Here is a 12453-nt window from a genome sequence, read left to right as displayed (position 1 = left end):
ACATCCGAGGAGAAAGGCACTACGCCATGACGCCCTACGCCCGCCGCGGACTGCACGGCCAGACCGTGGAAGCGCTCGCCCGCCGCATCCTGGGAGGCGACATCCCGGAGGGGGCCACGCTCGACCTCGTCGCGCTGCAGAGCGAACTGGACGTCAGCCTCACCGCACTGCGCGAATCCCTGAAGGTGCTGGCCGCCAAGGGAATGGTCGACGCACGTCAGAAACGCGGCACGTTCGTGCGCGCCCGCGCCGACTGGAACCTGCTCGACGCCGACGTGCTGCGCTGGCAGTTCGAGGGCGGCGGCACCACCGGCGCCGACCACGCGCTGCTGCGCAACCTCGCCGAGGTCCGTTCCATCATCGAGCCGGCCGCCGTACGCCTGGCCGCCGAGCGCCGCACCGACGCCGACCTCGCCGCCCTGGACGAAGCCCTCGCGGCGATGGGGGAGCACGACGCCGACGCCGCGCACGCCGTCGACGCCGACCTCGCCTTCCATCGGGCGCTGCTCACCGCCACCCACAACGAACTCCTCGAACGCATGGAAATGGTCATCGAGTCCGGCCTCGCGCAGCGCGACCGGCTCGTGCACAGCTCTCCGCACAGTGAGGATCCGGTACCGGCCCACCGCGCGGTCCTGGACGCCGTACGCGACCAGGATCCCCGGGCCGCCGAGGCCGCCATGCACGCCCTCCTCGAACAGGCCGGACGCGATCTGGACCGGATCGACGGCTCCGATGACACGAAAGGCACCGGCGGCAAGTGAAGATCGCCCGCATAGAAACCTTCCTGGTCCCGCCGCGCTGGCTGTTCTGCCGGATCGAGACCGACGACGGAGTCGTCGGCTGGGGCGAACCCGTCGTCGAGGGACGCGCCGAGGTCGTCCGGGCCGCCGTCGACGTCCTCGCCGAGCATCTGATCGGCGAGGACCCGCTGCGCATCCAGGACCACTGGCAGGTCCTCACCAAGGGCGGCTTCTACCGGGGCGGCCCGGTGCTGTCCAGCGCGGTCGCCGGCCTCGACCAGGCCCTGTGGGACATCGCGGGCAAGACCTACGGCGCACCCGTGCACGCCCTGCTGGGCGGCCCCGTACGCGAACGCGTCCGGGTCTACGCGTGGGTCGGCGGCGACGAACCCACCGAACTGAGCGAGCAGATAGCGGCCCAGGTGGAAGCCGGCTTCACCGCGGTCAAGATGAACGGCGCCGGAGCCACGTCCCCGATCGCCACCGCGGCCGAGACGGCCGCCGTCGTCGCGCGGGTGGCAGCCGCCCGCGACGTGCTCGGCCCCGACCGGGACGTGGCCGTCGACTTCCACGGCCGCTTCACCGCCGCGAGCGCCCGCCGCGTGCTGACCGAGATCGAGCCCCTGCACCCGCTGTTCGTCGAGGAACCGGTCCTCCCCGAGCAGAGCCACCTGCTGGCCGGTCTCGTCGCCACGAGCTCCGTACCGCTGGCCACCGGCGAACGCCTCTACTCCCGCAGCGAGTTCCTGCCCGCTCTCACCGCCGGCGTCGCGGTCGTCCAACCCGATCTCTCCCACGCGGGTGGCATCTCCGAGGTCCACCGCATCGCCTCGCTCGCCGACACCTACGGCGCCCAACTGGCCCCGCACTGCCCCCTCGGGCCGATCGCACTGGCCGCGAGCCTCCAAGTCGCCTTCGCCACACCGAACTTCCTGATCCAGGAGCAGAGCCGCGGCATCCACTACAACAAGGACGCGGACCTGCTCTCCTACGTCGCCGACCCCGAACCCTTCCGCTTCGTCGACGGTCACGCCCACCGCGGTGACACACCGGGCCTCGGCATCACCGTCGACGAGGCCGCCGTGCGGGCCGCCGACCGCTCGGGACACGCCTGGCGCAATCCGGTCTGGCGGCACGCCGACGGCTCCTTCGCGGAGTGGTGACGACGCCGTGGACGTGCTCACCGACCTTGCGCACGGCGGCCGTTGGACCTCCTTGCGCGCACACGGCCGTGAATGGCTGTGGCGACGCGGCGCACCGGAACGCCACGAGGTCTCGCCCGGCGACGCGTTCGTCGACGCGGGCGGCCTGGAGGAATGCATCCCCACGGTCCGCGGCGACCCCGACCACGGAGACGCCTGGTCGCGCCCCTGGACCCAGGACGGAGACACACACCACGTGCGCTGCGCGGACTTCGCCCTCGGCCGCACCATCCGCTCCACACCCGAAGGTGTCACCGCCGACTACCACCTGACCGCGGAGCCGGGCTACCGCTTCGTCTGGGCGGCGCACGCCCTGCTCGACCTGTCCCCGGACGCGACACTCCACCTGAACTCCGGTGCGAACACCCGCCTGTTCCCCGAAGCCGGTCCGCTGCTGCACCGGCCCTGGCCCGACGGCGCGCCGTGGGTCGAGGGCCCGTGGCCGGCACCGCACGGACTGCCGCTCGACCGACTCGGCCCCGACGACGGCACCGCTGTCGGCGCCGTGGTGGACGCCCCGTGGTGCTGCGTCCACGACGGCCGTGACCGGCTGAGCTTCGCCGTGCGGGCCGAGGGGCACCCGGTGTCGATCGCGCTGTGGCGCAACCTCGGCGGCTTCCCCCGGCCGGGTCCCTATCGCAGTACGGGTGTCGAGCCGATGCTCGGCCGCACCTTCGACCTCGCCGACGCCGGGCCCACGGACGCCGTCCGCGTCCCGGCGACCGGTGAGGTGCGCTGGCGGCTCATCGTCGACTCCGCCTGCCACTGCCCCTGAACCACCGTACCGAGGAGCTTCGTCCGTGGAACTACCCGCTGCCCTGGCCGCTCAGCGCCTGGTCGCCATCGTGCGCGGCGGCGACGCCGACGCCGCACTGCACACCGTGCTCGCCCTGGCCGAGGAAGGCGTCGAGCTCGTCGAGGTGTCGCTGAGCGGAGCCGACGCCCTGAAGGTCATCGCCCGCGCCCGTGAAGTGCTGGGCCCCGAGCGGCCGTTGGGCGCCGGTACGGTCCTGACCGCCGACGACGCACGCGCTGCCCACCGCGCGGGCGCGAACTTCGTCGTCACCCCCGGCCTGGGGGACGGCGTTCGCGCGGCACAGGACCTCGGCCTGCCCGTCCTCGCGGGCGTGTTCACCCCGACCGAGATCATCGCCGCCCGGGCGATGGGCGCGGACGCACTGAAGGTCTTCCCGGTGGCCCAGGCCGGAGGAGCGGCCTATCTCAAGGCGCTGCGCGGTCCGTTCCCCGACACGCCGTTCGTCCCGGTGGGCGGAGTCGACGAGGCGGCCGCCCGCGCCTGTCTCGCGGCGGGCGCGACCGCGGTCGGCGTCGGGTCCCCCCTCGTCGGCGACGCCGCCGACGGCGGCAGCCTCACCGCGCTGAGGGACCGGGCCCGCGCCTTCCGCGCCGTCGTAGGGGAGGTGACACCGTGACCGGCGACGTCACCGAGGGCCTGCGTGCCACCCGGCCGGACCGGCTGGAGCTCGGCGAAGGCATCCGCTGGACCGGCACCGGCGTCGTGCTGGTGGACATCCTCGCCGGCCGTCTGCTCGCGGCGCCCGACGATCCGGCGGCCGGTCTGCGGACCTTGATCCAGCTCCCCGTGCCGCTGGGCGCGGTCGCCCCCGTCGCCAGCCGGCCGGGCACCTGGATCGCGGCCGCCGGCACCGGCATCTGCCTGATCGGTCCGGAGGGCACCGTCAGCTGGCTCGCCCGCCCTGAGGAGAACACCGTTCCGCGCATGCGCATGAACGACGCCGCGGCCGACCCCGCGGGCCGCTTCTGGGCGGGCAGCATGTCCCACGACGCCGACGAGGGCGCCGGCGCCCTGTACCGGGTCGGCCACGACGGCACGACCGTACGCGTCCTGGACGGCATCACCGTGCCCAACGGCCCGGCCTTCACCCCCGACGGCGGCGCCATGTATCTGGCCGACAGCGCCCGCGGCATCGTCCGGCGCTTCCCGGTCTCCCCGGAGACGGCCGACCTCGGAACACCGGAGACCTTCGTCACCGTCGACGAAGGCAGTCCGGACGGCATGGCGGTCGACGTCGAGGGCGGGGTGTGGATCGCGGTCTGGGGGACCGGCACGGTGCGCCGGTATCTGCCGGACGGCACACCCGACCGCGTCCTGAGGCTGCCCGCGAGCTGCCCCGCGGGTGTGTGCCTGGTCGGCGACGTCCTCCATGTCACCACCGCCCGCGTCGGCCTGACCGCACCCGGCTCTCACGACGGAGCGGTGTTCACCCTCCGCGTCGACGTGCCGGGAACGCCGGCGGCCGCCTATCGACCCCACGCACCGCGCACCCCCTCGGACCCGCAGGAGCCGTCATGACCCGCTGGCGCCCCGCCCCGGGGCCCGTCGTCTGCGTCGGCGAGACCATGGCGGCCCTGGTCCCCGACCCGGTCCGCCCCCTGCACGACGCCACCCACCTGAGTCTGTCGGTGGCCGGAGCCGAGTCCAACGTCGCCATGTACCTGGCCGACCACGGCATCCCCAGCATCTGGCTCTCGGCGCTCGGCGACGACCCGCTGGGCAGCCGGGTCCGCGCCACGGTCGCCGCGGCGGGCGTCGACGTGTCCCATGTGCGCACCGACGCCGACCGTCCCACCGGCCTCCTGCTGAAGGACCCCGGACACGACGGCACACGCGTGCGGTACTACCGGAACGGCTCCGCCGCGTCCGCCCTCGGACCCGACCTGCTGGACCGTCACCCCGTCAGCGGGGCCGCGCTGTTGCACCTCACCGGCATCACTCCGGCCCTGTCGCCGTCCTGCCGCGAACTCGTCACCCGGGCGCTCACCTGCCCGCCCGCGGCGCGGCCGTACGCCGTCAGCTTCGACGTCAACCATCGCGCCGCCCTGTGGCCCGACGGGTCGGCCCCCACCGTGCTCCGCGAACTCGCCGACCGTGCCGACATCGTCTTCGTCGGCCTCGACGAGGCACAGGACCTCTGGGGCGCACGCCTCACCGCGGCGGACGTACGGGCCCTGCTTCCGCAGCCACGCGTCGTCGTCGTCAAGGACGGCGCCCACGCCGCCAGTGCCTTCACCGACGCGGCGGAGCACACAGTGCCCGCGCTACGGACGACGGTCGTGGAGTCGGTCGGCGCCGGTGACGCCTTCGCGGCCGGTTTCCTCGCGGGCCTGCTCCACGGCGAACCCCTGTCGCGCGCGCTCCGGTTGGGCCACGTCACGGCGTCCTCCGCCCTCACGGTGACGGCGGACCGGGGGCCACTGCCAGAGCGCGCGGAGACGGAGCGACTGCTGGGACTGTCGAACGAGGAGTGGTCCGCGCACGTCGTCCAGCCGGCGCCTGCCGGTCCCGGCGACCGTCCGCTTCCCGCCCGGGGCGGTCAGCCCAGGTAGCCCTCGACCTCCGAGGAAGGGCGGACCTGCGCCTCGTCCGGGTTCTCACCGAACTCGGCCTTGGCGCGTCGTTGGCGCAGCAGGTCCCAGCACTGGTCGAGCTGGCGCTCCAGCTCACCGAGCCGTTCCTGTTCGGTGCGGCTGTCGATCCGACCGGCCTCGATGGCCTCCCGCAGCCGCCGCTCGTCGTCCACCATGGCCGTGATCCTGCTGAGGATCTGCTCTTGATCCATGTCGGTACGCCTCCTAGGACACTTCCTCACTGTACGGAGAAGTCGGCGGTCCGGCTCACCCGTGGACCGCGGGCCGGCACGACCGCCAGGAGCGCGGGGGCGTCCGGACACGGGTTGTCCCCGCCGGCACACGGAGCGGCGTCCCAGTCCGGGGCGCGTTGTCAGTGCCGGATGCGATGCTGCAGATCATGGACGAGCTGGAGTTCATGCGAGGACGGGTCTACGGGGCGGACCACGACGATCCCGGTCCCCGGAGCGGTCGGGCGTACGTCGAGCTGGTGGGCGGCCCGCTGGACGGTCTGCTGCTCGACGTCACCGACCGGGCGGACCACGAGGCCGGGCGCGCCGTCGTCCTGCCCACGGAGATAGGGCGGTACGGCCCCGGCGGTCACGCCACGTACGCGCCCAGGTCGTCGGGCAGCCGCACGTACGAGTGGCGGGGCGACGCCCCCTGACGCGGGCCCAGCCCGCGTCCGCCGCGTGACCCTGGGGCGCGGGCTCCCGCCCGAAGTGGCCGGCGCCGTCGGGAGGGCCACGGGGGCTCGGCGGGCGCATCGGGGGGCCGGTGTGCGAGCGCGCGGCGGACGGTGCCGACGTAGTCTGTCAATGAGCTGACGCCCGCCGCTGCCTGCCCGCGCGGCCGGTCCCGAGTCCGCCGTCCCGCCCGAATCTCCGCCCTGGAACCGCCACGGACTCCGGCCCCCTCACGTACGCCAGAGCCGGCGCCGGTACCAGAGCGAGAGCCGGAACCGGAGTCCGAGCCAGAGACGAGGCACAGACCATGACCACTGACGGCTACGACAGCTCCCGCACCGCTCTCCTGGTGGTCGACCCCTACAACGACTTCCTGTCCGAGGGCGGAAAACTGTGGCCGCGCGCGAAAGAGGTGGCCGAGAGCGTCCGGCTGCTCGACCACATGCGCCAGGTCCTCGCCGCCACCCGTACGGCCGGTATCCGCACCTTCTTCGTCCCGCACCGCCGCACCGCCCCGGGCGACTACGACGGCTGGGCCCACCTCTCCTTCTCGCAGGCCCGTGCCGCGGAGACGAAGATCTTCGAGAAGGGCTCATGGGGCGGGACGTTCCACCCCGACTTCGAGCCGCGGGAGGGCGAGGTCGTCGTGCACGAGCACTGGTCCTCCAGCGGCTTCGCCAACACCGATCTCGACCTCCGGCTGAAGCAGCACGGCATCTCGCACATCGCGCTGATCGGCATGCGGGCCAACACCTGCATCGACACCACCGCCCGCTTCGGTCAGGAACTCGGCTATCACGTCACCCTCGTCAAGGACGCCATCGCCGCCTTCCGCCCCGAGGAGATGCAGGCGACCTTCGAACTGAACGCCCCTGCCTACGCCCACGCCATCCTCACCACCGACACGTTCGTCGAGGCCGTACGGGACGCCTCCTGACGGCCCATCCGCTCGCGCCGGAACCCGGACGTGCCCGGGGCGCGGCCTACAGTCGCAGCGACGACATGAGCGAGGAACGGGAGGAACCACGATGGCCGAGCTGGACGAGCGTTTCGACGTGGTGGTACTCGGAGCCGGCCCCGGTGGTTACGTCGCCGCGATCCGCGCGGCCCAGTTGGGCAAACGCGTCGCCGTCGTGGAGGAGAAGTACTGGGGCGGCGTCTGTCTGAACGTGGGCTGCATCCCCACGAAGGCCCTGCTGCGCAACGCCGAGCTCGCCCACATCTTCACCCGTGAGGCAAAGACGTTCGGCATCCGGGTCGACGGGCAGGTGTCCTTCGACTACGGCGAGGCGTACCGCCGCAGCCGCAAGGTCGCCGACGGACGCGTCCGGGGCGTCCACTACCTGATGAAGAAGAACGAGATCACCGAGATCGACGGCCGCGGCACCTTCCTCGACCCGCACACCCTCCAGGTCGCGGGCTACGACGGCGAGACCCTCACCATCGGGTTCGACCACTGCGTCATCGCCACCGGCGCCACGCCGAAGCTGCTGCCCGGCACCCGCCGTACGTCCCGGGTGGTGACCTACGAGGAACAGATCCTCGCCGAGGACCTGCCGGAGTCGATCGTCATCGCGGGCGCGGGAGCGATCGGCATCGAGTTCGCGTACGTGCTGCACAACTACGGCGTGAAGGTCACCGTGGTCGAGTTCCTGGACCGTCTCGCCCCGCTGGAGGACGCCGAGGTCTCCGCCGAACTCGCCCGTCAGTACCGCAAGCTGGGCATCACCACGCTCACCTCGACACGCGTCGACGCCATCGACGAGTCCGGTCCCCAGGTCCGTGTGACGGTCACCGGCAAGGACGGCGCCCCACAGGTGCTGGAGGCGGACAAGGTCCTCCAGGCCATCGGCTTCGCACCGAACGTGACCGGATACGGCCTGGAGAACACCGGCGTGACGGTCACCGAACGGGGTGCGATCGACGTCGACGGCCGCTGCCGCACATCCGTCCCGCATCTGTACGCCATCGGCGACGTCACCGCGAAACTCATGCTCGCGCACGCCGCCGAAGCGATGGGCGTGATCGCCGCGGAGACGCTGGCCGAGGCGGAGACCATGGAACTCGACTACGTGATGATCCCGCGAGCCACGTACTGCCAGCCGCAGATCGCCAGCTTCGGATACACCGAGGCCCAGGCCCGCGACCTCGGCTACGACGTCAAAGTGGCGAAGTTCCCCTTCACGGCCAACGGCAAGGCCCACGGCCTCGGGGACACCACGGGCTTCGTGAAGCTGATCAGCGACACCACGCACGGCGAGCTCGTCGGCGGCCACCTCATCGGGCCGGACGTCACGGAACTGCTCCCGGAGCTGACCCTCGCTCAGCAGTGGGACCTCACCGTCCACGAGGTCGCCCGCAACGTCCACGCCCACCCGACCCTCGGCGAGGCGGTCAAGGAAGCGGTCCACGGGCTTGCCGGCCACATGATCAACATGTGAGCGGCCGCTGCTCACGCCCCCGTACGCCGTGCTCCGCCCCGCCCGGGAAGCCGGTGAGGGATGGGTGTCGCACGTGGTGGTGAATGGGTGTCGGCACGGATGGTGAGGGGGACCGGCGGCGTGCGAGGGTGGCGGTGACGTCGGGTTGCCGCCCGGCGTGAGGTCCCTGGCGCCCTTGCGCGTTCGGCCGTGGGGCGCTCGAAGAGCGGCTGAACCGGTGATCAGGTCCGGGTCGCCCGTGCCCGCGCGGTGGGGAGCGACCGTCCGTCGTCCTACGGCGTTCTCTTTGGTCCCGCCGCCGTGGAGGGTGGTGACCCGTGGGCCATGCCGACACCTTGCTCGCCATGGGGGGAGCCTTCCTGGCCGCGGCGTTCTTCGCCCGGCTCGGGGGACGGATCGGACTGCCGACCATCCCCCTGTTCATGCTCGCCGGCGTCCTGCTCGGCCCGCACACACCCGGTGTGGTCCTCGTCGAGGACGCCCGCGACTTCGAGATGCTGTCCGCGCTCGGGCTGGTCCTTCTTCTCTTCTACCTGGGGCTGGAGTTCCACCTCGACGACCTCAGGAGCGGAGGACGGCGGTTGCCGGCCGCCGGAGGGATCTATCTGCTGCTGAACGTGGGCGCGGGTCTGGGGTTCGGCTTCGCCCTCGGCTGGGGACTGCGCGAGGCGCTGGTGCTGGCCGGTGTCCTGGGCATCTCGTCGTCCGCCATCGTGACCAAGACCCTGATCGACCTGGGGCGCATCGGCCGCCCGGAAACACGTCTGATCCTCGGTGTGATCGTGGTGGAGGACGTCTTCCTCGCCCTGTACCTGGCCGTGCTGCAGCCGGTCATAGGCGGCGCCCAGGGGTTCGGGGACATGGTCTGGCAGGGGAGCAAGGCGTTCGGATTCCTGCTGGTGCTGGCCGCCACCGCCCGCTACGGCACCCGTCTGGTCGGCCGTCTGATGGCGATCCGGGACGGCGAACTGCTGGTCGTCAGTTTCCTCGGGGCCGCGGTGCTCGTGGCCGGAGTGTCGGAAGCCCTCGGAGTCGCGGACGCCATCGGCGCGTTCATGGTGGGACTGATTCTGGCCGGGACGCCTTCCGCGCCTCGGATCCGCCGGCTCGTGCACCCGCTGCGCGACGCCTTCGCGGCCATCTTCTTCTTCGCCTTCGGGCTCGCCATCGACCCCGGTGACGTCGCGTCCGTCGCCGCTCCGGTGGCGCTCGCGGCGGCGCTGACCGTCGTCGTGAACGTGGCCGCCGGGCTTCTGGTGGCCCGCCTGTACCGCTACGGTCTCCAGGCCGCCGCGGACCTCGCCACCATCCTCGTGGCCCGCGGGGAATTCGCGCTGATCCTGGCGGCGATGGCCGCGGCGGCCGGACTGGACGGCCGTCTCCCCGCGTTCATCGCCGGCTACGTCCTCGTCCTCGCGGTGCTCGGCCCCGTCGTCGCGGGGCATGCGGACCTGCTGGCCCGTGCTCTGCGTGCCGTCGACGCCGTGCGCGGCCGGGCGGCGTGCACGGTCGAACCGGACCCGGCGCCCCCTCACGGACCGGCCCGTGAAGGGGAGTCCCGGCAGACCGGCGAGGACGCCCCGGAGGCCCTGACCGCCGACGTCGAGCGGTAGGCCCGATGACGCCGGCCCGGCCTGTCCGTCGTCGTGGGTCAGGGCTCGATGAGGCCGACGCGGATGGCGTACCGGGTGAGTTCCAGGCGGTCCTTGAGGCCGAGTTTCTGCAGCAGGTTGGCGCGGTGCCGCTCCACGGTCTTGGCGCTGATGACGAGCAGGTCGGCGATCTGCTGCGAGGTGTGCCCCTCGGCCACGAGCTTGAGAATCTCCTCCTCGCGGTCGGTGATGGCCCTCGTGGGCAGCGCGCGGCCCTCCCGGGCCAGGTCCAGGTACTTGCGGACGAGCGCGTTCACCGCGCCGGGGTAGAGGAAGGGCTCACCGCGCATGGTGGCGCGGCAGGCTTCGACCAGGTCGCGGTCCGCCACGGATTTGAGGACGTAGCCCGAGGCGCCGGCCGCGAGGGCCTCGAAGAAGAACTGCTCGTTGTCGTACATCGTCAGGATCAGGATCCGCAGGTCCGGCTCGCTGCGGGACAGGTCACGGGCCGCCTGGAGGCCGGTGAGCCGGGGCATGGAGATGTCGAGGATCGCCAGATCGGGCTGGTGGGCGTGGGCCTGCTCGACCGCCTCGGCACCGTCCTCGGCCTCCGCGACGACGGTGAGGTCGGGTTCGCCGTCGAGGATGAGACGGACTCCGCGGCGGACCAGCGCGTGGTCGTCGGCGAGGAGGATGCGCACGGGGGAGGGGGCAGTCATGGTCGGCCGCTCCTGTCGGGGACGGGGACGGGGACGGTGAGGCGCAGTTCGGTGCCGCCGTCCGGACCGGCACCCAGCGCGAGATCGGCGCCGATGAGCACGGCTCGTTCACGCATGCCGCGGATGCCCGCCCCCTCGGGCGCGCCGCCGAGACCGCGGCCGTCGTCGCGCAGGAGCAACTCCACGCCGGTCGCGGTGGTCCGCAGGGTGAGTTCGGCGTGGTGGGCGTCCGCGTGGCGCGCGGTGTTGGTGAGTCCCTCCTGGGCGACGCGGTAGAGGACCAGTTCCGTCTCGTGGCCGAGGGCCGGGAGTTCGGTGTCGAGCCGGTGCCCGACGGTCAGTCCGGGACCGGCGAACTCGGTGGTGAGGGACCGGAGGGCGCTGGCCAGGCCGAGTTCGTCGAGGACCCCGGGGCGCAGCCGGCGCGCGATACGGCGGATCTCGTCCAGGCTGCCCCGCGTCGTCTCCTGCACCTGGCGCAGTTCCGCACGTACGTCGGACGGGGCGTGGTCGGCGACGCGCTTGAGTTCGAGGAGGACGGCGGTCAGGGTCTGCCCGACCTCGTCGTGCAGTTCCTGGGCGATGCGGCGGCGCTCGGCCTCCTGCGCGGACAGGGCACGGGCAGTGCTGGTGGCCCGCTCGTCCTCCAGGCGGTCGAGCATCGTGTTGAAGGTCGTGATCAGCTCGGCGATCTCCCCGTGCCCGCTCACCGCGGGACGGCGCCCCGGGCGCAGCAGATCGGTCGTGGTCATGGCCCGGGTGAGACGTCGTAGCGGAGCCAGGGCCAGGCGGAGCAGGAACGCGTTGGCGACGAGCATGGCCGCCAGGCCGCCGGTGAGGATCGCGGCCTCGACGAGCAGGATCGGAGTGGAGACGGTGACCGGGCCCAGCAGCAGAGCGGCCGCGGCGACGAGCACGACGGCGTTCCACAGGAAGATCCGCCAGAACAGGGGCACCGCGTCTCTCCTCCCGGCCGTGAGCCGCCGTGCCGCCGGTCCCTTCCGCACCGGAGAGACGCGGCGACGCCAAGCGTTGGGCTCCTGGCGCACTGCGACGGACGTCCAGGACCAGCGTGTGCCCTGCTCAGAACGACCGCCATCCGTGGCGGCACCCATTTCCGAGGCCGGGGGTCCCCATCGCCGAGCCGAAGTACTGGGGGTCAGAAGCCGGAAAAGATGGGGGCCGGGCCTACTGGCGGCGGCCCGAGAGGGGAAGAAATCCTGGATGTGGGTCGTGGCGCAGAGGCGGCAGGCCGAGCGGTGACCATCGGCCCGGCCGGCCCGCGGACTTGAGCCGTTCTGCGCTTCCAGGTGCTGTCGGTTCCGGGGAGGAAGAGCCGTGTCCCAGTACGACGAAGAAGGTCTGGCCGGTCTCGAGGCGCAGCTGGGGCGGGACGGTCCGCGGCCGGCACGAGTGCCGGGGAACGGGCGCACCGCGCGTTCCGGGGGAGGGCGGCGGGCCGGCGCCTGGTGGGTGCTGGCGACCGCCGTGGTCGCGTTGCCCACGGGGCTGGTCCTCCCGCACGGACTGCTCGTCGCCACAGGGCTGGTCCTCCTCGGGATCGCCGCGTCCCTGCTCGATCCGTACCGGGCACCCGGAGGACGAGGGCGGTCCCCGGGCCGTTGATGCCCGGGGCGCCCCGGTCCTCAGGGCCGGTCTGCCCGTCGGCGCGGGTGCCGC

14 protein-coding genes are annotated in these 12453 nt (G+C 72.6%); 11 read left to right on the top strand and 3 right to left on the bottom strand.

The window, feature by feature from the left end; translation table 11 throughout:
- Window positions 1-26: 26 nt before the first annotated feature.
- Genes ACSYGO_RS03285 through ACSYGO_RS03260 form a run of 6 tightly spaced genes read left to right on the top strand, consistent with a single transcriptional unit; the run spans window position 27 to window position 5314 of the window.
- Window positions 27-764, top strand: a complete 738-nt coding sequence (locus ACSYGO_RS03285) for a FadR/GntR family transcriptional regulator (protein ID WP_359493341.1) — start codon at window positions 27-29, stop codon at window positions 762-764.
- Complete coding sequence (gene dgoD, locus ACSYGO_RS03280) at window positions 761-1906, top strand: galactonate dehydratase (RefSeq protein WP_426680384.1); 1146 nt, start codon at window positions 761-763, stop codon at window positions 1904-1906. Before ACSYGO_RS03285 ends, dgoD begins: the two co-directional genes overlap by 4 nt.
- A gap of 7 nt (window positions 1907-1913) precedes the next feature.
- Complete coding sequence (locus tag ACSYGO_RS03275) at window positions 1914-2720, top strand: hypothetical protein (RefSeq protein ID WP_432174344.1); 807 nt, start codon at window positions 1914-1916, stop codon at window positions 2718-2720.
- Between the two features lie 25 nt (window positions 2721-2745).
- A complete protein-coding gene (locus tag ACSYGO_RS03270) occupies window positions 2746-3378 on the top strand; it encodes a bifunctional 4-hydroxy-2-oxoglutarate aldolase/2-dehydro-3-deoxy-phosphogluconate aldolase (protein ID WP_426680382.1) in 633 nt (210 codons plus the stop codon).
- Complete coding sequence (locus ACSYGO_RS03265; protein ID WP_460385704.1) at window positions 3375-4280, top strand: SMP-30/gluconolactonase/LRE family protein; 906 nt, start codon at window positions 3375-3377, stop codon at window positions 4278-4280. The genes ACSYGO_RS03270 and ACSYGO_RS03265 overlap by 4 nt, the downstream gene beginning before the upstream one ends.
- Entirely contained in the window at window positions 4277-5314 is a 1038-nt protein-coding gene (locus ACSYGO_RS03260) for a sugar kinase (protein WP_460385703.1), read from the top strand. The genes ACSYGO_RS03265 and ACSYGO_RS03260 overlap by 4 nt, the downstream gene beginning before the upstream one ends.
- Here the strand turns inward: ACSYGO_RS03260 and ACSYGO_RS03255 are convergent.
- Window positions 5302-5547: a DUF2630 family protein gene (locus ACSYGO_RS03255; protein ID WP_028801293.1), complete on the bottom strand. Its 246-nt coding sequence runs from the start codon at window positions 5545-5547 to the stop codon at window positions 5302-5304. The two genes, ACSYGO_RS03260 and ACSYGO_RS03255, sit on opposite strands and share 13 nt — an antisense overlap.
- A gap of 188 nt (window positions 5548-5735) precedes the next feature.
- Between ACSYGO_RS03255 and ACSYGO_RS03250 the strand changes: the two genes are divergently transcribed.
- From ACSYGO_RS03250 to ACSYGO_RS03235, 4 genes are all read left to right on the top strand, one after another.
- Window positions 5736-6002: a hypothetical protein gene (locus ACSYGO_RS03250; RefSeq protein ID WP_359493328.1), complete on the top strand. Its 267-nt coding sequence runs from the start codon at window positions 5736-5738 to the stop codon at window positions 6000-6002.
- A gap of 326 nt (window positions 6003-6328) precedes the next feature.
- Window positions 6329-6958 (top strand): cysteine hydrolase family protein, encoded by a 630-nt coding sequence (locus tag ACSYGO_RS03245; RefSeq protein ID WP_426680379.1) that lies wholly within the window; start codon window positions 6329-6331, stop codon window positions 6956-6958.
- Window positions 6959-7049: 91 nt separating this feature from the next.
- Window positions 7050-8462 (top strand): dihydrolipoyl dehydrogenase, encoded by a 1413-nt coding sequence (lpdA, locus tag ACSYGO_RS03240; RefSeq protein WP_426680378.1) that lies wholly within the window; start codon window positions 7050-7052, stop codon window positions 8460-8462.
- 317 nt (window positions 8463-8779) lie between these two features.
- A complete protein-coding gene (locus tag ACSYGO_RS03235) occupies window positions 8780-10075 on the top strand; it encodes a cation:proton antiporter (RefSeq protein ID WP_460385702.1) in 1296 nt (431 codons plus the stop codon).
- Window positions 10076-10113: 38 nt separating this feature from the next.
- Here ACSYGO_RS03235 and ACSYGO_RS03230 read toward each other — a convergent pair whose 3' ends face one another.
- Window positions 10114-10773: a response regulator gene (locus tag ACSYGO_RS03230; protein ID WP_426680376.1), complete on the bottom strand. Its 660-nt coding sequence runs from the start codon at window positions 10771-10773 to the stop codon at window positions 10114-10116.
- Entirely contained in the window at window positions 10770-11729 is a 960-nt protein-coding gene (locus ACSYGO_RS03225; protein ID WP_426680375.1) for a sensor histidine kinase, read from the bottom strand. The genes ACSYGO_RS03230 and ACSYGO_RS03225 overlap by 4 nt, the downstream gene beginning before the upstream one ends.
- Window positions 11730-12111: 382 nt before the next feature.
- On the opposite strand from ACSYGO_RS03225, the gene ACSYGO_RS03220 reads away from it, so the two are divergent.
- A complete protein-coding gene (locus ACSYGO_RS03220; RefSeq protein WP_426680374.1) occupies window positions 12112-12399 on the top strand; it encodes a DUF3040 domain-containing protein in 288 nt (95 codons plus the stop codon).
- Window positions 12400-12453: the final 54 nt, after the last annotated feature.

It is taken from the genome of Streptomyces krungchingensis, from assembly GCF_054729265.1.
This window is presented reverse-complemented; position numbering and strand designations above follow the sequence as displayed.